18 protein-coding genes are annotated in these 25,829 nt (G+C 35.1%); 9 read left to right on the top strand and 9 right to left on the bottom strand.

The genetic code is table 11. The annotated features are described in order from the left end of the window. Positions 1-14 precede the first annotated feature (14 nt). Genes DEU39_RS01960 through arsB form a run of 3 tightly spaced genes read left to right on the top strand, consistent with a single transcriptional unit; the run spans position 15 to position 2,153 of the window. Positions 15-488, top strand: coding sequence for a DUF6428 family protein (locus DEU39_RS01960; RefSeq protein WP_120230745.1), 474 nt, complete (start codon positions 15-17; stop codon positions 486-488). Positions 489-507: 19 nt separating this feature from the next. Further along, on the top strand, positions 508-1,119 hold the full coding sequence (locus tag DEU39_RS01955) for a low molecular weight phosphatase family protein (RefSeq protein ID WP_062670551.1): 612 nt from the start codon (positions 508-510) through the stop codon (positions 1,117-1,119). Positions 1,120-1,121: 2 nt separating this feature from the next. Continuing rightward, positions 1,122-2,153: an ACR3 family arsenite efflux transporter gene (arsB, locus tag DEU39_RS01950; RefSeq protein WP_120230744.1), complete on the top strand. Its 1,032-nt coding sequence runs from the start codon at positions 1,122-1,124 to the stop codon at positions 2,151-2,153. A 53-nt stretch (positions 2,154-2,206) separates the two neighbouring features. Here arsB and DEU39_RS01945 read toward each other — a convergent pair whose 3' ends face one another. Both DEU39_RS01945 and DEU39_RS01940 read right to left on the bottom strand, forming a co-directional pair. Then, on the bottom strand, positions 2,207-3,499 hold the full coding sequence (locus DEU39_RS01945) for a hypothetical protein (RefSeq protein WP_120230743.1): 1,293 nt from the start codon (positions 3,497-3,499) through the stop codon (positions 2,207-2,209). Positions 3,500-4,122: 623 nt separating this feature from the next. Then, complete coding sequence (locus DEU39_RS01940; protein ID WP_120230742.1) at positions 4,123-5,718, bottom strand: tail fiber domain-containing protein; 1,596 nt, start codon at positions 5,716-5,718, stop codon at positions 4,123-4,125. 375 nt (positions 5,719-6,093) lie between these two features. Here DEU39_RS01940 and DEU39_RS01935 point away from each other — a divergent pair, with 375 nt between their 5' ends. Continuing rightward, positions 6,094-6,882, top strand: a complete 789-nt coding sequence (locus DEU39_RS01935) for a PhzF family phenazine biosynthesis protein (protein ID WP_120230741.1) — start codon at positions 6,094-6,096, stop codon at positions 6,880-6,882. A 135-nt stretch (positions 6,883-7,017) separates the two neighbouring features. Here DEU39_RS01935 and DEU39_RS01930 read toward each other — a convergent pair whose 3' ends face one another. Then, positions 7,018-7,470, bottom strand: a complete 453-nt coding sequence (locus DEU39_RS01930) for an Hsp20/alpha crystallin family protein (RefSeq protein ID WP_062671580.1) — start codon at positions 7,468-7,470, stop codon at positions 7,018-7,020. Positions 7,471-7,665: 195 nt separating this feature from the next. Beyond that, complete coding sequence (locus DEU39_RS01925; RefSeq protein ID WP_228436599.1) at positions 7,666-8,814, bottom strand: cation:proton antiporter; 1,149 nt, start codon at positions 8,812-8,814, stop codon at positions 7,666-7,668. A gap of 751 nt (positions 8,815-9,565) precedes the next feature. On the opposite strand from DEU39_RS01925, the gene DEU39_RS01915 reads away from it, so the two are divergent. Together DEU39_RS01915 and DEU39_RS01910 are read left to right on the top strand one after the other, a co-directional pair. Continuing rightward, positions 9,566-10,216 carry a lysoplasmalogenase gene (locus DEU39_RS01915; RefSeq protein ID WP_120230738.1) on the top strand — a complete coding sequence of 217 codons (651 nt, stop codon included), beginning with the start codon at positions 9,566-9,568 and terminating at the stop codon, positions 10,214-10,216. A gap of 11 nt (positions 10,217-10,227) precedes the next feature. After that, complete coding sequence (locus tag DEU39_RS01910; protein ID WP_120230737.1) at positions 10,228-11,208, top strand: sterol desaturase family protein; 981 nt, start codon at positions 10,228-10,230, stop codon at positions 11,206-11,208. Positions 11,209-11,421: 213 nt separating this feature from the next. On the opposite strand, the gene DEU39_RS01905 is transcribed toward DEU39_RS01910, so the two are convergent. From DEU39_RS01905 to DEU39_RS01885, 5 genes are all read right to left on the bottom strand, one after another. Further along, positions 11,422-12,246 carry a GLPGLI family protein gene (locus DEU39_RS01905; protein WP_120230736.1) on the bottom strand — a complete coding sequence of 275 codons (825 nt, stop codon included), beginning with the start codon at positions 12,244-12,246 and terminating at the stop codon, positions 11,422-11,424. Positions 12,247-12,370: 124 nt separating this feature from the next. Continuing rightward, a complete protein-coding gene (locus tag DEU39_RS01900) occupies positions 12,371-12,625 on the bottom strand; it encodes a hypothetical protein (RefSeq protein ID WP_062670571.1) in 255 nt (84 codons plus the stop codon). Between the two features lie 825 nt (positions 12,626-13,450). Beyond that, positions 13,451-17,440 (bottom strand): NACHT domain-containing protein, encoded by a 3,990-nt coding sequence (locus tag DEU39_RS01895; protein WP_120230735.1) that lies wholly within the window; start codon positions 17,438-17,440, stop codon positions 13,451-13,453. 61 nt (positions 17,441-17,501) lie between these two features. Further along, a complete protein-coding gene (locus tag DEU39_RS01890) occupies positions 17,502-17,750 on the bottom strand; it encodes a hypothetical protein (RefSeq protein WP_147367547.1) in 249 nt (82 codons plus the stop codon). Between the two features lie 192 nt (positions 17,751-17,942). Then, positions 17,943-20,912 carry a type I restriction enzyme HsdR N-terminal domain-containing protein gene (locus DEU39_RS01885; RefSeq protein ID WP_120230733.1) on the bottom strand — a complete coding sequence of 990 codons (2,970 nt, stop codon included), beginning with the start codon at positions 20,910-20,912 and terminating at the stop codon, positions 17,943-17,945. Between the two features lie 631 nt (positions 20,913-21,543). On the opposite strand from DEU39_RS01885, the gene DEU39_RS01880 reads away from it, so the two are divergent. The 3 genes from DEU39_RS01880 to DEU39_RS01870 are packed head-to-tail and all read left to right on the top strand — an operon-like array spanning position 21,544 to position 25,723. Continuing rightward, a complete protein-coding gene (locus tag DEU39_RS01880) occupies positions 21,544-22,692 on the top strand; it encodes an ATP-binding protein (RefSeq protein ID WP_147367546.1) in 1,149 nt (382 codons plus the stop codon). Positions 22,693-22,695: 3 nt separating this feature from the next. Next, a complete protein-coding gene (locus tag DEU39_RS01875; RefSeq protein WP_147367545.1) occupies positions 22,696-23,868 on the top strand; it encodes a hypothetical protein in 1,173 nt (390 codons plus the stop codon). After that, complete coding sequence (locus tag DEU39_RS01870) at positions 23,861-25,723, top strand: metallophosphoesterase family protein (RefSeq protein WP_120230730.1); 1,863 nt, start codon at positions 23,861-23,863, stop codon at positions 25,721-25,723. Before DEU39_RS01875 ends, DEU39_RS01870 begins: the two co-directional genes overlap by 8 nt. Positions 25,724-25,829 lie beyond the last annotated feature (106 nt).

The raw sequence follows: 25,829 nt of genomic DNA, 5'->3' as shown, positions 1-25,829 counted from the left end.
AATTTTAATCTACTATGAGACTATCAGAAATTAAAGAAATTCTTTCTACCCTGGAAAATGTAGAATTTCAATTGGAAAACGGACATTTTGTTCCTGAACATTTCCATGTAACGGAAGTCGGACAGATTATTAAAAACTTCATCGATTGCGGCGGCGTAATCAGAAATGAAAAAGTGGTCAACTTCCAGCTCTGGGATGCCGATGATTATGAGCATCGTTTAAAACCTGGAAAACTGCTTCATATCATTCAGCTTTCTGAAGAAAGACTCGGGATAGAAGATAGCGAAATTGAAGTTGAATATCAGGGAGAAACCATTGGAAAATATGACCTTGAATTTAACGGGAAAAACTTCATCCTGAAAAACAAAACAACAGCCTGCCTTGCTCAGGAAGCCTGCGGAATTCCTTCCGAAAAACAAAAGAAAAACCTGTCTGAACTATCTGTAAACCCAACATCAGCCTGTACTCCGGGATCAGGATGCTGCTAATTAATTTTATTAAAATCTTATGTATAAGGAATTATTAAACACGATTCAATCTCTGAAATGGGAAAATACAGATAGCGATAGAAAAGAGGTTCTTGAACCATTGATCAGCTTTATCCAGCAAAAAGTGGATGATAAACAGGAAATCAACCTGAATTTTATCTGCACTCACAATTCAAGACGAAGCCATCTGGCACAGATATGGGCACAGGCAGCGGCTTCTTTCTTTACAATTCCGGAAGTCCGTTGCTATTCCGGAGGAACAGAAACAACGGCATTGTTTCCTAAGATCGCAGAAGTTTTAGCAGAACAAGGTTTTTCAGTTTTCAGCATTGCCGATACTACCAATCCTGTATATGCTGTAAAATATGATGATAACAGCCTTCCGATCATTGGCTTTTCTAAAAAATATGATAGTCCGTTCAATCCTGTATCCGGTTTTGCAGCGATTATGACCTGCTCGCAGGCAGATGGCGGATGTCCTTTTATTCCCGGTGCGGAAAAGAGAATTCCGATCACGTTTGAAGATCCTAAGGTTTCAGATCACACCCCGGAACAAACAGCTGTATATGCTGAAAGAAGCTTACAAATTGCAGCAGAAATGTTTTATGTTTTTTCTAAAATAAAAAGATAATCATGCAGCCCAGATTAAAATTTCTTGACCGTTATCTTACCTTATGGATCTTTATGGCTATGGGGATAGGGATTGCTTTGGGACATTTTTTCCCTGCTATTCCTGGTTTCATCAATTCTCAGTCTGTAGGAACTACCAATATTCCTCTGGCCATCGGACTCATTTTGATGATGTATCCGCCATTGGCCAAGGTTGACTATACTCTTCTGCCATTGGTTTTTAAAGATAAAAAAGTAATCAGCATTTCTTTATTGCTAAACTGGATTATTGGCCCGGTTTTGATGTTTGGTCTTGCGATCATTTTTTTAAGGCATGAACCGGATTATATGTCAGGCTTAATACTCATTGGGCTGGCCAGATGTATCGCTATGGTTATTGTCTGGAATGATCTTGCCAAAGGCAACAGAGAATATTCAGCATTATTGGTGGCTTTAAACAGCATCTTTCAGGTGTTCACTTACAGTTTTCTGGTTTGGCTGTTTATCAATGTACTTCCTACTCAACTTGGTCTGGCAAGTTTTAATGTGAATGTTTCTATGAAAGACATTACAGAAAGTGTGCTCATCTACCTGGGAATTCCTTTTCTGGCAGGTTTTCTCACCCGATACTTTCTGATTCAATCAAAAGGTGCAGACTGGTACAACAGGAAATTTGTTCCTAAAATATCTCCTGTAACATTGTATGCTTTATTATTTACCATCGTACTGATGTTTAGCTTAAAAGGGTCTAAAATACTGGAGTTACCAATGGATGTCATTAAGGTAGCAATCCCATTGGTGATCTATTTTGTCCTGATGTTTTTTGTAAGTTTTATCATCAATAAAACATTAAAAATCCCTTATGATAAAAATGCATCTATAGCCTTTACCGCCACCGGAAATAATTTTGAACTGGCTATTGCTGTGGCCATCTCGGTCTTTGGCATTCATTCGCCGCAGGCATTTGTAGGGGTGATTGGTCCATTGGTAGAGGTTCCTGTGTTAATACTCTTGGTAAAAGCCAGTTTATTCTTGAAAAAGAAATGGTATCATTAATTTCATTACAAAATAAGAAGCATCACCTAAATAGTGATGTTTTTTTATGGATATCAGTTCTTAATCAATTTATAATTTCCATTGTTTTCATCTTTAGCTATGGTATAGCCGTCTGTCAGTTCGAGAATCCACCCATCTCCTGATACTTTTTTATTTTCAGTTTTCACTGGATTTGATATTGAAATTTTATCCCAGTTGGGGCTCATCAATGCTCCGGTTTCAACCGTAAGAATACCCCACAAATCAGTAATCCGGATATTGGGATATACTGTCCCTAGATCTTCTACAGGCATAATATTTCTCGGATCAAAGGAAACATTCATTTTTTCAAATTTGATTTCAAAGTGAGGCTGCTGAATAAATTTCAGTTTGTATTCGGCAATACGCTTTTTTGTTTGTTCTTCTCTATCGGTTTCCTGCTTTATAATTGATGTACCAGTATAATTGTCAGATAGCTTTTCAACTGCTTTTTGCAGGTCAGTCTGAATCCGTATATCGAATGCTTTAATGAAATAACCGGTCAGGTCTGTTTTTGAATCAATTTTTTTGTTCCAGTCCGGATCTTTATGATACAGCAGATACCCATAAACAGGTGTGGTGTAATAAGCAAATGAACGTACAAATGTGGGATTTTTCATAAAACCTTCTATGCCATTTAAAAAATATGATCTTGTCTGATCTTTATTTCTGCCACTCACAATGAGCCCTGTAAACTCAGCAATTCCCTCATTCAGTTCCAGCAGGTTTTCTGTAGTTTCTGAACCTTTGTAAAGTGTATTCCTGTATTTCCTAAAGATCAATGCATTGGTGAGATGCCGCTTTATTTCTTTTTCTGAATTTGAGCGGACTGCCTGCTTTAGCGCTTCCAATTCGAGACGAAGGTAAATTCTGCCCTCTTTCTGATCCAGATGGTTATTTTCTGCATTGTTAAGACTAAACCCCAATGAAGGCTGAATGCGGTGAAAAGACTCATGAGCCAAAAGATTAATCCTGTTTTCTTTATTTTGAGAAAGCGGGAGCATGATCATTGCCCATCTTTTTCCGCCCCAATTGATAGCGGTATTTGCAATGTTGACTGTGGCAGGTAAAACTCCAGAATAGAGAGTACCATTACGTTTCAGTATTCCCTCCGAATCCGGATCGCTGGCAAAAAACTCTCTGGTTTTCGAATCGATTAAAATCATAGGACCATATAAATCTTTGTTCCAAAGTCCGATATTCTTTTTCGAAGCTGTCTTCAGCTCATCGAAATAAACAGAAATTGTATCAGGGGGGATAGATTGTTTTTGTGCTTTTGCACCTAATACAAACAAGAGAAAGAATGCTGTAAGAACAGTCTGCTTCATGGTTAAATTCTTTGTGGTTAATGTTTTTCTGTGAAATACATCGCTGCACCTTAGAGTTATATATCCTTAGTGCAAATTATATACTTTAAAAAGCTAATATAATGAATTACAGTAATGAAGAACAATGACAACCATCAAAAATAATCTCCCATAAGCGAACCTTTCGGGACAGTGAATGAGCAATTATCCGATCCCTATGCCAATCACATGGCAGAAAGTAGACTTATTATACTGGCCTTTTGATGTATCCTATACCGGGAAAATTAGTGGGAATACGAAGGAGTTAATAATTATTCCTGACGCTGTACATAGATCTTTACGACAAAACAGACATTGTTCCTTTCGATAAGCTGGATGTTTTTTTAAGAAACCTGAAATAAGATTATTTGTAAAACCAGATTCATTAATACAAAAGCCTGCTATCTGCAGGCTTTTGCGACGTATGGGAAAATAAAAAATTTGGGAATTTCAAACCTTAAATCCCGGAATATTTTAATAAAAGCCGAGGGAATGCTTTATTAAAATAGTTTTCCAAAAGGATAGGTATTTTCTTTTTACTGTGTGTGTGTGTTCTTAGAATCGGAAATGCAATAACTTTAAGTCCAAAATATTGTACCTGTTTATTACAATCCCAGTTTCTTTTTGATGGCTTCCATTTCTGTTTCCATTTTTTTGATCTTAGTTTTCTGCTCTTCTATTTCAGCCTGCTGATCCTGAATAGCTTTTGTAAGGGCAGGAACAAGTGAAGCATAGTCAACAGCCCAGGCCTCTCTGGTATCATCTTTTGGTTTAAAGACGGCTTCAGGAATTAGTTTATAAAGATCCTGTGCCAGAAATCCTATTTTATGCTGAGTCTTCTGTGCCGGATTCACAGCCGGTTTACCTTCTTTAATCTGATTATTGGCAGACAGCTCGTATTGTTTCGGCTGCAATGCCATAATGGTACTAAGACCATATCCTATTTCTTTAACCTGAGTTTTTAAACGCATATCCGAAGTATTGACAAAACCACCTGCAGCACTCACCAACCCGTTACCGTCAATCGTCACTTTTGTGCTTCCGTTATAACTATATTTGAACCCTTCCGCCCCAAGATAAATCTGGGTTACAGATCCATTCAGTGTGTTGTATCCGCTTAAATCAAGGTGTCCTTTGGTGGCCGCCACTTTATTTCCTCCAATACCGCTAACTTCGGGTCTGTTCATATTGATATCTCCATTACCATCAATATCAAGCATACTGTTAGCGCTGTTACCATAATAGTATCTAAGACCTGTAGTACCAACCGTTACCTGGGCAAATGCAGGATTATTGCTGTTTCCCTTTAAGGTAAGAAGACCATTGAAAGCATTCACAGAATTACCGGCAGCCCCAAAAGCTGTAATATCACCGTTTCCATTGAAGTTAAGCTTTCTGTCCCCATTAAAAAGATAATCGCCTCCATTGGCCTGGCTGAGTTTCAACTGGGCAACATTATTATTTCCCGCGATCGTCAGCGCTCCTCCTATATTGTTTATGACTCCTGCATTAGCTCCACCTTCTATTGTTTTCGTGGAAGAGTTCAGGAACATATCCATAGAACTTCCCACATCATTAGTGAGTCTTAGAAGAGCGGAAGCATTAGTCCCGGAATTCGTGTTGCTGATGGATGTAAGTCCTGCACCATCTACATTGCTCCTGAAATACAAGGCTTTATCTAAATAATCAATCGCTGTATTCTGTAAAAGTGTACCGCCAAGCCTCACATCCTGCCCTATGGCTGTAAGCCCGTTGCTTGCCGTTACATTTGCACTTCCTGAAATATCCCATGTAGAAGCAGCTCCCGTAAGACCTGTACTGATCAGCTGAAGGCTCTGGTTAGGACCTATTGCCATACTTGCATTACCATTAATTGTTTCTGAAGCTGAAGGATTTATTGTAATGGTAAAAGCGGTATTATTTCTGATCGTATACATACGGCCTTTGAAATTACCTGCACCGGATATTGCTGTCGGTAAGGTAAAAACAGCATTGCCCGTTCCGTTATACGAGATATGAAAATCCGCAGAAGACAGTGTATACGCTGCGGCAGTAACAGTGCTGTATTTTGCAGCTAATGATCCGTTCACGTCCAGTGTTGAACCTGGTTGAGCTGTATTGATTCCGACACTTTGAGCAGACACAATACCGTAAGAGAGCAAAGCCACTGCTACTGATAATGTAGTAAAGTTTTTAAACATTATTATTTGATTATGAGTTATTAATGAAGTGAAGAAATCTTAGGAAAACAATTGCAGATTCAGAGTCTTTTCAAAAGATTGAAGACTTCAGCCATGGGTATTCCCGAAAGACTTGAATGAAGAAAATTATGATTATATTTTTTCATTGTTTCCCGTTTTTATTTAGTACAAAACTAAATTTTCCGAAAGCTTTTCCTGAAAAACACCTGTAAGAAAATTGCCACCCGGATGTGGAAAAATTATTACAAAACAGGACCATAAAAACTCATTATTTATTTGTATAAAAATAGAATCTGAAATAATTTTTTCAGGAATATCGGAGAACTTCCTGATGAAAATGGATTATCTTTATAGTTTACAAAATTTTTACAACCTATGAAGTTAGAATTATATCAGATAGATGCTTTTACAGAATCTGTTTTCCATGGAAATCCGGCATGTGTTGTTCCATTAAAAACCTGGTTACCCGATGAAATCCTTTTAAAAATAGCCCGTGAAAATGCAGTAGCAGAAACCGCTTTCTTTATTGACAATGGAGATCGTGTTCATCTGAGATGGTTTACCCCTGAAATAGAGATGGATTTATGTGGACATGCTACCCTAGCTACCGCTCATTGTCTTGTTTCCATCCTCAATTATCAGCATGATAGAATCATTTTTGAAACAAAAAGTGGTGACCTGACAGTAGATGTAAAAGATGGAGTTTATTATATGGATTTTCCTTCCAGAATGCCCGAAGCCTCTACTCTTCCGGAAATCATATCCAGATCACTTAATATACAGCCTAAGGAAGTTTTCAAAGCAAGAGATTATGTTCTGGTATACGATTCTGAAGAAGATGTAAAAAATATCAACATTGAAAGATCCGTTTTTGACCTTATCAACCTGGACCCGGGCGGTGTTATCGTGACATCAGCAGGCACTGACAGTGATTTTGTATCAAGATACTTTACCCCGCAGTCTTCTATTCTTGAAGATCCTGTTACAGGCTCTGCACACTGTTCACTGATTCCCTTCTGGTCATCAAGATTAGGGAAGGATAAGCTTTTTGCCCGCCAGATCTCTGAAAGAGGCGGCCAGCTCTATTGTGAAAATAAAAATGAAAGAGTAATTGTGGCAGGGAAAGCCCAAACGTATTCTGCAGGGCATTTTTGGATAGAATAGATTTTCTGGCAGTCACAGGATATGCTACAATTAAAGACCGTGAATCATTCGATTCAAAGATTTAAGTTAATCTGCCCTTTTAAAAATTATAAAAAAATTGGCTACTTTTTAGTAGCCAATTTTTTTATAATTTTTCTATGATATTTCAATCATTCTTGGAGGTTTCTGCTTCGCATCTTCTTTTTTCGGGATGGTTAACATTAAAAGGCCATTTTCATATTTTGCATTAATATTATCCTGATCCACCACATCTTTTGGAAGCTCAAAACTTCTCTGGAAGGATTGGTAACTGAACTCTCTTCGTGTGAAATTGTCATCTTTTGACTCTTTACGATCTTCCTTCGTTGATGAAATGGTAAGCAGGTTACCATCCAGCCTGATCTGAAAATCATTTTTATTCATACCTGGTGCTGCGACCTGAACTTCGTAAGCATCTCCATTCTCCTTTATATTTACCGATGGTACGGTTGTACTGGTAGATGAGTAATTGTTATTGCCCCAGTTAAAAAGTTCACGACCAAAAAAATCGTCAAAGACATTTGAAAAGCCCAGGTTGCTGTTTCCGTTTCTTCTTATTAGATTATTCATTGTAATCATTTTAATTAAGTTTAACAATCATTAAAAACACGTCAGCTGGCCAGCTGTACATCAAAAATTACAAAAAAAATACCATTTGATTAAGTGTGAAATTTTTTCCGGTTTTCTGTCATTTTTTCAGCACCACTGACACAAAATCATGGTACTGAGAACATTCGCCATCCGTATGTTTTTTTATTCTTTATTCTAAATACAATTTTTTTTACGAAACCTGAAAAATGTACCGCAACTTATCCATATTGTGGACAATAAAAGGGATAAGCAGGTAATACCCAGCCCGGCTTTATAGAGATCGTACTCTACCATACCGGTTTTGTAAGCAATCGAAATAGCCAGTATTCCAAATTCACCTGTTTGAGAAAGTAAAGCACCTCCATAAAAACTATCCTGCCATTTAAAATTCAGCATTCTGAAAAAGAGAGCCGACATAATACTGTTGCTTATCAGTACAATTAAAGTTCCTATCGTGATAAGCTTATAATTGGATAACAGATAATTGATGTCCAGCCGTAAACCAATGGATACAAAAAACAGTGCCACAAAGAAAACCTTAAATGGAAGAAGAGAATGTTCCAGCCATCGAAATGCCTGAATTTTTCCGACTAAGACCCCCGCAATAAAACTTCCCAGTGCCGCACTCATTCCGACCGTTTCTGCTATAAGACCAAAGCCAAGACAGATCAATAAGCCGGAAAATACCTGCAGCTCATGGTCATTTTCAAGGAATGTACTTGACAATTTGATTTCCTTCAGATGTCTGATTTTCCGGAATATCAAAAAAATACCAAGACATATGGCAATGGGAAGCATCATATTCCATATACTGAAATCTTTGCTATTCCAGAATTTCAACACAGTGAGCACCGGAGCCAGAAGAAGATCCTGTAATAACAAAATATTGAGGATAATAATTCCAAAGGCAGTATGCAGGGTTCCATGCTTCTTCAGAAACTCAACTACAACTGCAGTACTATTGAACATAAACAGAATGGCGATGAGGAGCACACTTTCAAGATTCAGATGGAGTAACTCACCCACAAAATACGCAAATATAAAACTTAAGAGTATTTTCATCCCCTGAGCCAATAAGGGCTTAATGATAAGGCTCTTTTTATTGGGAATATTAATTTCCACTCCGATAAAAAACATCAGCAGTAATATTCCTATTTCGCCAATCGTTTCTATTTCTTCCGGTTTGTTAAATAGCTTTAGTACATAAGGACCTAATAACACCCCGGCAATAATATAAGCAATAAGATAAGGCTGATTAAATTTTTTCAACACAAACATCAGTCCTAAGATAGTCATACACAAAATACATACAGTCCAAAGCATATTGATAACGTTTTAGATTGAGATAATTTCGTTTTTTAATATGAGTTATGATCTGTTGTCTTATTATTGAATGTGACGTTGGATTTCTTCAGCTTTCCTATTGCAAGGCTATTGTACCCAATATCACCCTTCTGATAAACCATTAATCCAACTCTACTGTTTTTAATTTGGAAAAAATAAAGACGGACGCCATCTTTATTGTATATTGCTTCTTTAGAAAAAAAGCTACCATATTCTACATTGAACTCCAGTAAAAAATTTTCATTGATTATCATAACAAATTCATAATAATAAACTCTAACTTATTACATGTTCTGGTTATTAGTTATTTTCAAACCTGAATACAAAATCCAGACCAAGCTACCCGGAGATATAGCTGACTGGAAATCTAGCAATAATTTTTAATTTCTGAATCCTTTCTTGAGATCATTGCTTTTGATAGTCGTCATACAATCCTAAATTTCAAGGATAAAGAATTTTCCAAAAAATTCGAAAATTACTTTGGAAAAGATGTAATTAAACTGCATAAACTTAAATAATACTTCTAATAATAGTCGATTTCTAAAATATAAAATAAACTAAAGTGTGATGCATTGTATTTTTATATATCAAAGGTATTTTATCTTCATTTTATTTGTAATTTAACAATCTTAGCTAAGTATCACATATAGAATAACTTGGTACAAACCTGAGATATATCCATGTTGTAACAAGTAAAAAGATAATTAAAGAATTGCAATAAAATAATACCATGATAAAATCTTTCAATATCAAATTGTTATTAGTCCTTCTTTCCATTGTTTTTGCATTTGATTTAGTATTTATTGCTATGGATCATAGTTCCTGGCGGTTTCTTACCAAGCCACTGTTGTTACCTGTTATTATCTTGTTTTATTTTACTTATTCTAAGCAAAACGTATATCGGATCAACCAATGGTTTTTATCTGGATTAATTTTAAGTTTTTTGGGTGATGTGTTTTTGTTATTTGGATGGGGATTTATGCCCGGTTTGGGAAGCTTTTTGTTGGCTCATATTTGTTACATAGCTTATTTTTTTAAGATTAAAAAGAAAAATGCATGGAGTTGGCTTCCCTTTGTTTTGCTTTATTTAGGCTCATTTATTTACTACATATTTCCTTATTTAAACGAAATGAAGATAACCGTGGTGATTTACGGAATTACCATTGCTACGATGCTGTATTTTAGCATCAGAACTTATTCTTCATTATTAATCCTGGGAGCTGTTTTGTTTGTAATATCAGATTCCGTATTGGCCATTAATATATTCGTACAGCGCAGTATTGGGAAAGAACTTGTTGTGATGATTACTTATGTTTTAGCCCAATTGATGTTGGTGCTGGGAGTGGTTGGTCTTGAAAAAAAGAACAGAATTATCCGATAAAATCAAGACTTATGAAAAGAAAAGATAACCGGTTTTTTCATAGTATTGCCCTATTCTGTCCATTGGATTTTACTGATCCTGTTACCTATTTTATCCCTGTGTTTATCTTGTTGATAGTAGGGGAAATATTTTTGTATCAGATTCCTCAAAAAGTATTCACCAAAAGACTCATCAAAGATAATGTATCGAGTATCGGATTGGGGATAGGGGCAGTAATGTTAGACTTTGGGATGAAAGCTATATCATTATCCTACTTTTTTTGGATTTACAATCATTTTAGGCTTACTGATATTTTCGGGATCAAAGATTTCAATAAATTCTTCACTTTACAATGGCATGCAGATCACTGGTGGCTTTGGTTACTGGTTATGATTGTTCAGGATTTTGGCTTTTACTGGCATCATCGGTTGAGTCATAAAATCAGATTGTTCTGGACAGGTCATGTCAATCATCATTCGGCTACTCATTTGAGTCTTGCTATTGCATTGCGTCAGGGATGGTTTGAAATTATATATCGGGACATTTGGTATATCCCTTTTATCATTATTGGTTTTCATCCTATTATGATGGCTATGATGCATCAGTTTAACCTGATTTTTCAATTTTGGCCGCATACCAATGCTATTGGAAAATTAGGGTGGTTCGATAAGGTATTCAATTCTCCTTCCAATCATCGTGTGCATCATTCCCGAAAAATTGAGGATTTAGATAATAACTATGGAGGCATTTTGATGATTTGGGATCATCTTTTCGGCACGTACAAAGCGGAAGAAAAGAAAACGACGGATTATGGAATCTATCATAATATTCATACTTATAATGTTTTTCATATCGTTTTTGATGAGTTTGGAAATATGATAAAGGATGTCCGGAATGCACCTTCATGGAAAGCGAAACTGGGGTATATATTCAATGCTCCGGGCTGGCATCATCATGATAGAGATGAACGGATTTCTACTTTGAAGCGGGAATTAGAAGAAAAAATGAATTGATGGTTGTCTTACATGAAAAGTGTAAATTACTGATAAAAACTCGTTATTAATTCAGAAACAGACATCAACCTTCTACGACTTGTTAGACAAAGTAATTCCCTCAACAATTAAGTTCCAGACACTTTTTTAGCAGCTTTTAAATGCTTAAAATATACTTGAATTTATGTACAATGCTTTCCTGGTTAAAAAAAGTGTTAAGAAAATAAATTTTCATTACTCTAATTCAATAGGGTTATAACCTTTTTTCTCTGTTTCACTTATTTTTTGTCTGCTTTGCCCCTCTGAAAATACAGTTCCCATTTTTTCTAATTCATATTTAATATTGTCTCTGTAATTTGTTGTTGCTTGAATTAACTCTTTTTTTGTGACTAACTTAGCATTTTGATAATGTCTTTTATTTATTGTTATTATTCTTCCCTTCAACTTAGCACTTGATACCGATTTTACAAGTTCAAAATCATAATCCCCTGTCTTATCTGTTATTTTAACAATTAAGCCTGGAAGACCACTAAATTTGTATGGTCCATAAGGAAAAGGAATTTCCATTGAATACCAAGCTGTCCAATCTCTTCCTTTATAATGAACCTCTGCTTTTTTACAATGAAAAGAATTAATTACTTTGGTTTCATCAATCAATTTCCAGTCACGAATTACAGGGGTATTATAAGATAGAAGAGCAGTTCCAACTGACTCATAAAATTCAGAATTATCAGTTGTTTGGATAATTAAAAACTTAAATTTTGATGAAGGCAACCCTCTCATATCAATATTAAAATTACTCCTATTTTTATTATACTGCTCCATGAAAAGAGAGTCAAATTTCAACCTGTTTTCACTAATAAAAAAAGCACGTTTATCACTTATTTGCATGGTAAAAAGTTCTTTGTAAACGTTATCTTGATTTAGAGTATTAGGTTTATATTGAAGTAAATAGGTAAATTCTCCTCTTAATGAATCACCAGTAGCTGTTTGAGAAAACAAAAAAGAGAAAAAAAATAAAAATAAAATTGTTAAGGTTTGTTTCTTTGTGAAATTCATTGCTGTTTTTTGTGAAAATAATAACCGTTCAAACAAGGTTTATTATTTGAACGATTATTTTGATTAATAGTCAACACTTCTTTCCTATTGAGCTCAAAGAAATGACTAACTTGTGACTGATAAATTATAGTTGACAATAATTATCCTGAATTTTTTCTGCCCACTCTATCCATTGATCAGCACTCCAATCCTGACAAGTATAAGCAGATGTACAGCTTGCCTGAAATGTTCCACATTGCATTTGAAGTTTTTTCTTAGATTTTTTAGTGCTTTTAGCAACCCTAACTTCTTTTGTTTTAGAATTTACTTTCTCCACGTTTCCTTTTGCACTTACAAAACCTGCTATACCAATCATAGCAATAAATAATAGTTTTTTCATGATTGTGATAATTTTTAAAATTACAAATCAAATATATGGATTTAAGTCAATGAAAATAGAAATATTTTATTATGTTAAACACCTGTTAATAAAGTATTTATGCCAACTTGAGCATCGTGAATTATTTCATTTAAAATTGAAATATTTATACATAAATTCAGTTTTAGAATTTATTTTTAGAAGATCCAATTTAGATAAATCAAATAGCAAAGAAAGAACTTTGGTTTTATCAAGAATGTGAAAACCCTTTTTAAAAGTTGTACCAGCTTTTTGAATGTAGTTTAACTACCAATATGAATAAGAAGTCCCTCCTTTGCCGATCGGAAATCAAGCCATTTAGGATATAAAAAAAGGAGACGTTTAAAAATAAACGTCTCCCTAAGCGGAGAGTGAGGGATTGCCACCTACCCTTCTATCAATCTACAAACCAACTAGTTACGAATTGTAAATCGAAAGATGCCACATATGGGCCACCCGCTCATCTATCTTGTTAATTCTCTTAAAATCTTAATTACAATAAACTAAGTTCTTTACGCAAATATAAGCATTTTTAGGTCAAAACCCTTAATTCTTAGCTATTTGTATTTTCACGTAAATCCCTCTCACTGGGGATGGTAGGCTTTAGTCGAGGACTTGATTCCACTATTATCCTTCTTTGAAAGCATTAAATAAGATAAATCTACTAGAGGACTCGCGAAGTGATTCAGGGCCATTTCCTGGAAATTTGGCAGCCGGGTCAAAGGTCTATTGGGTCCTTCCATCCGTAAGGTCAATCATATCAAGCGCACAATTTCTCTAGAAACATTCAACTTCGCAAGCCAGTATTTACGTAATAAGAAAATGGCAAAATTGATGAAATTTTTCAAACATGGCTAAGGCTTTTTCCTTTTCATTCATTGCTGCGTAAACGTAGATCATTTTGTAAAACGAACCATGGCCGCCGTTATTAATCAGAAAAGATTCCATCTGGTCTTTTGTATTCGGATTTTCCAGACAACATGCCACCCCCAGCTCGAAGTATTTTGAATTGGAAATTCCCCAGAAACCGGATGTTAGGAATTGTTGTTTATCCGTCAAAGCCATAAAAAGATCAATATTCCCGTCGATGGATACCATTTTTTCGATCCACCTTCGCCATATCTCTTTATCTTTAATTTCGATTTTATTATGATAATTACCGTACATTGAACATAAGTCCTGAAGACCATTATGATCCACGACCTTATCTATGAGCGCCGAAAATTCACCTTGGCTGATGTCCTTATCGCTTCCATAGCTATCTGTTTTGGTAACTAATATATTTTTCTTTCCATAGAGTGTACAGTAAAAATCATATAACTCATAGTAATTGTCCAATACCCCGTCCTGATAATCAAACTTACCCTTTACCATATCAACAATATTATATGCTTTATCAAAGGAGAGCTTTTTGACCTGATCATCATAAAAATCACTGCTAAGGACTTCCATTTCGACGTTAAATAAGGACTGTTCATACTTATTACGGAATCTCCAACTATTTAGGATGTCACCCACTTTATGATAAGGAACTGCGTTGTTTTTAATGTCCTGTATCAAAAGGGCTATGATCGACAGGTTCTCGACGTGTTTCTCTAGATTCTTTTCTTTAAACTTTTCCAGAAATTTGTAAGAAAGTTTTAGATCATACGGGGCCATAGCTTCCAGAAAATTTAAAATTCCATAGCGCGTATGATCCCGGTCCGTAATTTCATATAACCGTAAGTTCATTATATATACCGATGCGGCATACTTCTTGAGTTCTTTCTTTGTTAACCAGTTTCTCGACAGGATCTTGGCAAAAGACTCATTAAAAAATTCTGATATATAAATATCTTTCCTCCAGCCATGACGGAGTTTGCTATTGATTAACGCTTCTTTTATGTAGCTTAAGGATTTTTCCGTATTGAACTGCGAATACATTCCACTCAGTGCAAAGCATCGGTCAATATATTCCGAATAGTCCTGCTTCCAATTTTTTAAGGAATTTTCATACGGCAAAAGTTCCGTTTCTGTGACAATGCTGGCAAAGTACTCCGCATCTATTTTGTTTAGCCGGCTAAAAAAGGCCAGCTCGTCAAAATCAAAAGTAAGTCTGGCGGTCAGTTGCAAATATTCAGTTCTGTTTCCTTGAGAGAAATAAAAAATATAAGCCCACAGCTCCGAAAGCAGTGTTTTTACCCTTGACCTACTGTGGTAAAAATGTTTAAACCTGTCTCTATAAGCGACCAGATTTTTGGAAAAGGATGTGGGTTGCTCTAAAGCATTACAATAGAAATCATACAGCACGGAATATTTAACAACATCTTCCGATGCGGGGAAATCTCCAGATGAATCCACTTCCTGGATAAACCTTCCGTCGCCTGCTATAAAATAACTAAGAGCAAACGGATGGATAAGCCTCTTAAAACTAAATTCCCGCACATGACCGTGACTTGGCCGAAGAAGGGTAAATATTTCATTCACTTGTTTGTCTGTCACTGTCGTTTTTAGTAGTTTCCTAAAGAAAAATACCGATAGATTGTCAAGGGTGGGCCTTCTCCTGTATCTGGCAAGCTGCTCTGAAATAGCCTCCTGCAACGTTTTGTTCTTAAAAAATAACGGCAAAAACTCTACGCTCGACAACAGGTCCAGTAAAAAGCACAGTTCAACACCCGTTAGCTCCTTGACCAATGTGGTCATTTGCTGTTTAAAATGCTTTAAGCCTACTTTAAAATAAGATTTTATCACATATTCCATGGGGGACTGATTATCCAGCAGTGAATTGGAGTCTGTATCAAAGTCCTTATAGGATTTGCGATATTTTTTTAAGAAGAATGAAACATACGTTTTCGATCCTTTCCCCTGAATGGAGAATTTGTAGTACAGTTGGCCCTCAAGATCTTTCATTTCAGTGGTGGTTTCAAACCTGCCGAATTCTCCATTGCACTTCTCAATTACACTTAATGCCGCCTCGATTTTTCCGTGTTCAAAGAACCTGAGCGCATTTTCATAGGTTCCGTATATGTAGCTCTTCGTATTCAGTATATCATCATTAAGCAAAAACTCCAAAGTTCTGGGCTTCTGACAGGCTAACGCATCAATAAACTGTGATGAATCACTGATATACCACTGATCTCCGTTTTTTTGGTAATATTTGATACTTGCCAGCAGAGCCAGGGCAGGAAAGTTATTTGTTTTTTTATATTCTTTCTGAAGATATTTCATGAATATATCATCAAAGAAATCCGGACTAAGGACAACGCCGGTCTTGCGGATGATACCCATATCCCTTTCAAACGTTTTCTTTAATCTCCTCGCATAAAAATACTCCTGGTATCTCCGGTGCTGATAGATATACGTATCATTGTTTTCATCCGCTGTATTTTTATCGAAAAACGTATTTAAAATGTAGCTGGCAATCGCGTTGATGTCCTTGAAATCCAGTTGCGGGAACTCCCTGCTTAAAAATTTGCCGATGGAGGAATGTTTAAATCTATACTGGTATTTTTTAGAAAAACGGTAGGATAATTTTTCGTTGATCCTTATGATTTCCTTTTCCTTCGGAACCAGCAGGTTAAGGGCGTCGAGGTCTTTACGGTGCTGTACTGCTTTGAGCAGACCACTTATTTTCAATTCCAACAGATCAATGATCGTTGTATTTTCTGTAATATCATCAATGGTATCCCACAGCAGTTTTACCAGAAAAATATCCGTGATTCCTTCAATGAGCTGACGGTTCTCTTCTTTGAGCCGGTGCAGTTTATCGGTTTTTTGCTGGTCATCTTTCTGTTGGAAATAGCGTTCGATGTCCTCAAGTGTCAGGTCACTAATATCATAACTGTCAAATGAATCAAAGTATTCATTGATTGTAAGCTTGTTAAGGCTTCCCCTTCGGCAGGAGATCATAATTTTATCCGTACTGTCCGCTTCCGCAAGCCTCTTTACAAAGCGCAGGGCGAGATCCGCATGTAACCTGCTCAATTCGTCCAATCCATCGAGGATATAAATAAAACGGATACTTTGATTCCGAACCCGGTAATCTTTCTGACGTTGTCTGATCAAGTCTTCCAGGCTATCGGAATAACAATCCTTGAGGTTAACCAGCATGGGCAAAACACGATTTTTATCAAATATCATTTTTCCCTCGAACAATTTGGCATACTCACAAAACAAGTATTTTATCAAAATACTCTTTCCCGAACCGGCATTTCCAGTCAGTACTGAGAGCTTTGCACTAAGCTTTATTTCAGTCAGCTCTCTTCCTGGAAGCCTGACAATCGGCAGTATGAGAAACCCTGACGATTGTATAAAGTTGGAGTCTGCTATTGAAATATTGCTTTTAATAAAATTCCGCTCATCGCCAAACCCGAAGTAAAGCTGAGAAATATCCAGATTATGAGGTTGATTCAGAGCAATCTGAAACTTGCTCTGCGTAAACCAGTTGATCCTGATATTTCTTTTCCTGGCAATCGATACAATTTCTTTTGCGCCTTCTGACGTTAATTTCGCGTTTGAGTTTAGAAAAATTGTGATCTCATCCAGTTCATTTCCAAATAATTTCAGTGCTTTTTCAATGGATTTCTTGATTTGGCTGTAGTCCGTCTGGTGTTCAAAAAATTTAGACTGAAAGCCGACGATTTTGCTTGTTGATGCTGATTTCTTGGGATACGTTTCGAGTCCTGCCTGATTAAAATCGGCTCTGATACCATCTGAAAATTTATGCTTTCTGCAAAAAATCTGATAACATAATTCTTCAAACGCTTTCGTGTAATTTTCATTTTTAACTCTAAATGAATTCCAGTCTATCTTATTCATCAATAGTATTTTTATAGGGATCAGAAAACAAATACAATGGCTATCTGCTGTTATTCGCAAATTAATTATTTTTGACGAGAATTCGTGCACTGACAGGATTAAATCCGCATTGAGGTGTGCAACGAACCCAAAGCGTAATCAGGGACATCATATTGAAGGCATTCAGTACACTTCTTACCATTTTATGGATGGAATAACCTGAACATTTCTTTACCGATGAAAGTGCCTGAGGGCTGGCCGCACTTTCCGTTTTAGATCCTCGATGCGCTGCAGATTTCTCCTCCAACCGCTCATCTAGTATTTGATACATTTCTGTTCTTGCAGCAAAGCACATTGCCCCCCTGCATATTCCGTTATTTAAATTACATTTAGTTCAAATTAAGTAGCTTGCTGCTGAATGATGATTAATTTTAATTAACAATATAGATTAAATGGAAAAGTCAAATTGAATTCTGCTATTCTAACTTCGTACTACCGAAAAAAAAAAGATAGATCTAACTGTCTATACATCATAATTTTTAAAAACCTTCTCGATATCATCTTCGACTAATCTGTACACCCAGTTTCTTAAAACACAGAATTTATCGACCTCAGGAGTTCTGAACTCATAAAAAGTCTGTCTATGGTTCAAAAGATTATCATTATAAATAAAATTACCAAATGAAAATACCCTGAGAACAGATATGTCGGCCTCTTTATGAGCCGATTTTGATCTAAAAACTTCCTCTGCAGGAATTTTACTGATATGAACACCTACCCGACCCTGTTTTGAAGGTTTATAGCCAAAAAATCCACGACCGCGAAGGCCATCTTTATCACAATAAATGAAGTATTCGTGCGGACAATTGTTATAAAATTGGAACTCTTTTTTATAAGCTGGAAAATTTTCTTCCACAAAACTTTTATAACACGATTCAACATGATTGAAAAAGGATTCGGTATATAATTTAGCCTGTGACTGACTAAATTGATAAACTCTCAACTGATTATAATTTCTTCCCTTAGCGCTTTTTTCAAACTCCTGTGCTTCAAAGACAGACTTGTCCGGCAAAGGCAGATGATGATTTTCTATTATTGAGTATCCCCTTTCTAATAAAATATCTACAATTTTACCCAGTTCTTCAAATGGTGGGAAATCTCCTACTGTATGTAAATCTGGTGCGATAAAGTTTTCTCGTAAGGCCTTTTCCACAGCTATGTCCAAATCTTCTGCGAAGAGTCCTTCCCTATTTCTAAAATGATAGAAAACTTTAAAGAGATAAATTTTATCTTTAAGTTCAGTGAGGTTAATAGGATATATCTGTTCAAACCGTGGAATATAGTAATCGTCTATTTTATAATCATAATTTAGTTTTTTATGATAATAGTATATTATTAATGATACCTGTTCTAAGAGCAATATATCTGAACTATAGCCAGGTAATCGGCCTTTTTTCAGCAGTTCCTTCAATTGTTTAAGTATATTTTGCTTTAATATCTTTTGCTGGTCAGCTACTAAGAATTCCTGATTGCTTCCATGTACACAATTTACTCCCAAATTTAGAAGGTAATCATAGTTATCTTCTGTAAAAGAATCTTTAAGATCTTCCAGTCTAATTTTATCCGAAGACTCCTTTTGCATTTGGTATAGCGCATAGCCATTCTCATGTAATTCATCGTTAGAAAGGATTATCCCTATTTCTCCATTTGTCTTTGGGTCAAACAGAGCTTTTGTATTCTTAAAATGTTTATCTAAATATTTATTGTACTTTTTTACATACTTGATCGCTTTGTCTTTTTTAAATTTCGATAATGTTCTTCTATGGGAAAAAGATGCATTTTCCATATAGAAAGCGAGAGCGCTCTGACCGATATAATTCTGATAAAATTTTTCGAGTAGTCCGTAGAACTCATCATCGCTTAATTTATTCAATTTATAACTATGAAAACAAATAACATAATCGCGAATTTTTGAAAAGTAAAATGATATGTTGAATGAATCTTCCTTGTTTGATCTAATAAGGATATTTCTGGCGAATAAATCCTCGGACAGACCCTCGTTCACACCAAGCTTAAGACCTGTCAGAACATTGTTTATATCGATTCCGTTGTCATCCCGCGATTCACGTGAAGTGTATTTACTGTTCAGCAATACTTTTCCTATTTTTGAAAGTATTCTCAGCGCAGGTTGTATACCGATTTCTGTTTTTTCCAGTGATTCCTGCAAATAAGTTCGTATCAATTTTATATCGTTAATTTTTTCAGGAACTTCCTTACCTTTATAAACTTGACTAAAGATTTTTAAAAAGAATCCATTTTTCAATTCTTCCAACAAACTCTTTGAGATAGGGCCTTTAAACCCAAAAATACTTTCATACTTGGGGATGACGTTTATCAGATCCAATTCCGTAAAGTCCTGCAATAAAAACCCTGTTTTATGTAGTGGATGGTTGGTAATCTCAGGATATTTCTCCAGTTCTTCATGTAGGTGAGATTTTGTTCCATTTATCTTTAAAATACTATCCCAAATAGTTAATTTACAGCTAATACAAATTTTAACATTGTCAAAATTTCTACAGGATAGTGCTATTTCACTTAATTCGTATGAGATATTTTGATTTGTACTTTCATCAATTGCATCAATAAAAATTAGAACTGTTTTATTGATGCTTCTACCTAACTCGTTAAGCTTCTTAAGTACCAGCATGCTGTCGCTCTTTCCCGAAAAAACAACATTTAAATCTTGGGCAATGTGCTCAAGGGGGGATTTGTGTAACAATGCGGCATTATAGAAAAACACAAATTTGTCTTCCAGACTTTGTAGAGCGAGTGAGCACACAGAATTTGTTTTTCCAACTCCAGCCGCACCCACAATCGCATAAATCTTAGCGTCGGAATTCAGGAAATTATTAAAATGTGCAAAAAGGTCTTCCCTTTCACAATAAAGTTCACTTATGAATTTAGCAGAGGGCGAATCTTTCGATCCCATAATAGGGCCCATCCTATCTTGCACCTGACCTTTACAAAACAATCTTAAATTTTCGGAAGAAAAGGAGATAAACTTAGCTAAAGCCTCATATCTTATTCGAAGATCTTCGTCCATTGATAAAGAATAGCCATTTTTAAAGAATTCAGAATATTCTGATATATTTTTACCAGTCAGCTCTTCTTTTGACACTGAATCGAAAATCTTTGTATCCTTTCCACTAGTAATTATTGTAAAAGGAGCAATATTTCCTTCCAAGGCCCTGGCATATGATATTCCCTGCTCTATATCATTTTGATCAATTAAAATTGAATCGTTCTTCAACTCTACAATAAATAGGTTTTGCCCATTTCTTTTACAGAGGATATCAGAACGTCCGTTAATCGGACGAACCGTTTTGCCTAACCTAATTTTAAAATTACGTTCTAAAGAAATTTCAGATTCGTCAAATCCTAAATCTTTCAAAAAAGGCAATAATAACTTCCCACGGATTTCTTCTTCGTTCATTGAAAAATATTAATTATACGGTTTCAGTATATCATTTATCAGCTAAACTCAAATATACAAAATCCTTTAGTGCAAACAGGAACAGCAGGTACTTTAAAACTTCATAAAAGTTGTCTGAGAAGTAGGTACGAAACAAAAGCTGACCTGCGTCATGAATTAAATATTTATTTAGTCAGTTCGTCAGATTTAGTTTATCCTAGTATACAATTATTCATCCATATTTACAGAAAAAAATTGGATTTTAAATTCATCTATGGAGCGCAATATTTTTGATTTGAATCTTCCGGAAATTCTAGGAATAAGCAGGTGGAAATAATATCAAAGTATCATTTCAGGTCTTTATTGTTGTCCAAAGATTCGTATAAAGGAAGAAGCTATGGACCAGACACTATTAAAACTGAAAACAGAGATCATTGATCAAAGCTATAATAATGTCGAATCATGGAAAAGCATTTCAAAAACTCGATTTCTTCCAATGCAATTCCCTTAAATTAAATTTCTTTTTTATTATATTTACCGAGCATCTCCAATCAAAGAGTGCTTTTTAGTTATTATGGAGAGTATTATACCAATTATTGACAGCAATGTCAACTTCACTCCACTTGTTTTCTATCGTGATTTTCTAAAAAAATTGGCAAATTATTATAGGGAACATCCTTCTGAAGAGATTGCCTTCAGATTATTTGGAAATGGGGATGACGAAATTTATAGTTCGAACTACAGGATTGACCCTATAACTATTCCATTATTATTAAGCATCTTAGAGCAGTTAAGTAAATTTCATAAAAGTCCCCTAAGATTATTCTTAAATAATAACCATGCAACAAGTTCAGCATTGGAATTTCTTTATAGAGCAAACTTTTTTAAAACTGCTGGAGACAAGGACTACTACCATCAATATGGAAATAGTATAATTTCCTATAATGAAGAGTATCTAGGCGCCTTCAAGGGGAAGGAAATAAGAAAAGATCACTTAGTTAGGTCTTATAAAAAAGATGATTATTCAACTATTGACTTTCAGCTCTTCAATGATATTCTTCTACGGGACCAAATAAACTCAATGACCTCCTATTACGTACAGGAACACTTTCGAGAATTATTATTTGATAACCCTAATACCATTGAGTATCATAATACATATATCGACATCTTGTCCGAGCTCATCACCAATGGAGTCATTCATTCTGGATCAACCACTTACGCCATGATGTTTGTTGACAGGTATCGAACCAAATTTTCGATTTCTGATAATGGGATTGGATTAAAAAAATCGCTGGATTCAAAAGTTTTCTTTCCATTTTATTACAGCAAGAATGAATTTAGAAATTTGTTAGAGAAAATAGAAACTAAGTTTTCACCTGCTTTTATTGAAAATTTGATCGACATATTTGAGGCTTTGTTTTACTCTTCTCTTAAAGAAAGAGAAGGAATTTTTGATCTGATGCTAAATGTGGTTTTAAATTCGCAGGGTTCCTTTAGGCTTCATACCGATAATTGCCAGATTATAGTAACAAATAGAATCTTTAAATATCTTTCATCACTTCAAAAAATTAGGACATCAATTTTATATACCCATAAACTCAATGAAAATACGGATTTGGATAAATCGTTATATCAAAAGAGTATAATAGAGTCTAAAAATCAGATCAAGAAACTTTTTGCAAAAATGCTCACAGTAACAATCGATTATTACTCTGAGGAAACACAATTTTCCTCTATTAGATTTTTCAACGTAAAATTCAAGGGGGTTCATATCGAAGTAGAAATTCCTAATCGTTAAATTATGATCATATCCAAAATGAACGCAGGGGATTTCATGTACTATAATCTCCATAGTGAAGAGGTAATCACATCGAATTTTTTAGAAGATATTAATCTGGGCATTTTTTGTGATAGACTCCAGTCAATAACAATGGAGCGAGTCAATAAAGACATTATGGAATCCGCTCCAAAAAGCAGCAACATAGCTTTCGATTTTCGCAAAATTGAAGCCATCCAGCCTAACTTGGATACATATTTCAATGACCTCAGGAAAGATTATAATATCGTATTTTTAAATATTACAAAAGAAATTGCAAAAGCGCTGTGCCATGGTTTTTTCAATCATCCGGACAACCTGGCCAAGGATATTATCTTTTTCGATAAAATAACGCTGGATCCCCGCATAAAAGAAGGATTTCATAGATTTTATTTCTATGAAAATGAAAATAATTTTTACCCGGAAAAGTTCAGAATTGAGGACATTTTTAAAGAGCATTTTAAAAATGAACTAAAACCATTTTCAGAGGAGCATGGAAAACAGCATACATCTTCCTTTGTTTACCTAACATCATACATCAACGTTAAAAGTTTCATGTCTGAAAAAAAAGGATTGTTGATGTACGCCATCTACCTTCTTGCTTCTAAGGTTTTGAAAGAATGGAGAAAAAAAGGCCCAATTCCATTTTATTCAAAGGAAAATAATGAGAAACAGGACACTCCTATCCTAGTCTGTCAAAGTTTAAACAGTGCATATATCGTATCCATTCTTTCAAACTTGCTTAAACTGGATGTTTTAATTCTTGATAAAATTGGGCCGATTAATAAACTGTATAGTTCGCTTGGCAAAAACATCATTGATAAAAAAAATTATATTGTTGTTTCAGACATGGTTTGCTTGGGAACGGAAATAAAAATTGTGAAAAATATCATCCAGTTCCTTGGAGGGTCATATTTGGGAAATATATCTCTAATCAAAACTGAGACCCTTAAAAAATGTCACATCGATAAAAAAGATGCAACTTTAGCAATTTTTTCCATTGACAAGACAAATTACAAAGACTTAAACTACGAAATTAAAACTGATTTGACTGACGAGGTTGAAGATGAATTAATCGATACAAAAAATAATGTTTCATCCAACGAAGTTAATACTATACAAGAAGATGAAATTAAAACGGATTTAAGAGATGAATGATCTAATTTTACATATTTCAGATTTGCATGTTTCTGATCAAAGTGGTGATCTTGGCCCTGCTAACAGTAATTCCCACTTAACCTTAGAACGAGCAAATAACACAGCCTATATCAAACTATTTACAGATAAGGTTAAAGAATTAGAGTATAACAAACTGTATCTTTTGGTCACTGGCGATATTTCTAATATTGGCGAATCCGCGGAATTTGAGGAAGCATCTCATTTGCTGGATCTATTAATGGCAGAACTGCGGCTTCCTAAGGAGCAGATACTGTTAATCCCAGGTGATCACGACGTTCATAGAGACACCATTAAAGATGCAATAAGAAAAAAAATTGCCAGAGAAGACCATCAAATTTTAAAATTTAAAAACTTCAATGAGTTTTACCATAAAATAAAAGGTGAAGACTTCGATTATAAGAAAAGCATCTTTGATCATCTAATAATAGGTGACATTCTGCTACTTGCAGTTAACTCAAATTTTAACGTTGATCAGAATGGAGGTCATGGTTTCCTGCCGACTGTTGAATTTGAAAAAGAATTAGAGAAGTTTAGAGAGGAATATAAAAATCATGAACTCATACTTTGTCTACACCATAATTTAGAAGGGGAACACGAGGATAAACAATTTGGACAATGGCAGGAGACCAACCGAAGACTATTATCGACTATTCTTGAAAGGAACAGGGTAAAATGTGTTCTTAATGGAAATGAACATACTGCAAACTCGAAAACCCTTGCAGATAGCGAAGGTGTTATCTTAAGTGATTCTGGGCCATTTTCCTCAAAAGGTAATCCTCGAGCAACTTTTAAAGTATATGAAATAGAAACCTCAGGTGGTAATCTTATTCTTCAGAATAAAGTCTATGAACTTCGCACAATAAGCAGCACCAGAGAAGGAGCATTTGGTGCATGGGCAAAATACAGTTATGAAGATATCAAGAAAGTTGAGTTAGAAAATTTTGTATTAAGAAAGGTCCCAGAAAGGCAAGAAAACGATCAAATTGATTTTTTGCCAGAAAACACTGATCAACAGGAAATTATATCAGCGGAACCATTTCCACTACTCCCAACTGATACAGATGGTGATCGTGAAGCAGAGCCCTCTGTAACACACGAAGAAGAGAGAAAAACTGAAATTCGAATTTACGAAAATAAGGTCTTACAGAAAAACCTTTACGAAATTGTAAAAGAAAAAAAGCTTTTCCACCAAGGTCATTTTCACTGGAGTGAAACCTCACGTGCACATAACTGGATAGATATTGGACGGTTACTAGAAAATTTCGAAGATTTATATTTTGCACAGAATACTATAATTGATGTTCTCGAGAAAATGGAGCTTGTCGAGCAAGCGGACCTAATCATAGGACTAGGATATGAAGGAAATATGATTGCAAGCAAGGCTTCATTAAAATATCCACAAAAATATACATACTTACCATATTCATATAGGTGGCTCGATCACAACAAGTTTGAAAATAAGCTTAATCTTAAAAATGAGGACAAGAAATATAAAACAGTTATTCTTATAACTGATGTAGTTAACGACGGTAGAACAATCAGAAAACTCGTAGGAAAAGAAGACCGCGAAAAGACTTTTTTTGATAACGTTGAAAAAATAATTGTTGTTTCATTATTCTATACAGGTGATCAAAAACTGAATCATGATATCTTGAATTATGACCGGTTACCTAAAGAATATCAAAAAAATGATGAAGTGATCAATAACATAGAATTTTATTCCGTTAGACAGCTTAAAATTGAAAAATGCCCATATGGTGACGATTATAAAACGGAGTGCTTTATCTTAAGAGATAACTTACATTGTGTCCATAAATTTTATACTGAACAATAATTTTAAGCGATGGGCCATCATTTAGTTGCTTAACAAAGTAACAATGAACGCTAAACAAGACAAAATTCGCGATATCGACTACTTAACATAAACTTGTGGCATTATT

The organism is Chryseobacterium sp. AG363 (assembly GCF_003610675.1).
Classification (GTDB): Bacteria; Bacteroidota; Bacteroidia; order Flavobacteriales; family Weeksellaceae; genus Chryseobacterium; species Chryseobacterium cucumeris.
The sequence above is the reverse complement of the archived record's forward strand: the minus strand, read 5'-3'. Positions and strand labels throughout refer to the sequence as shown.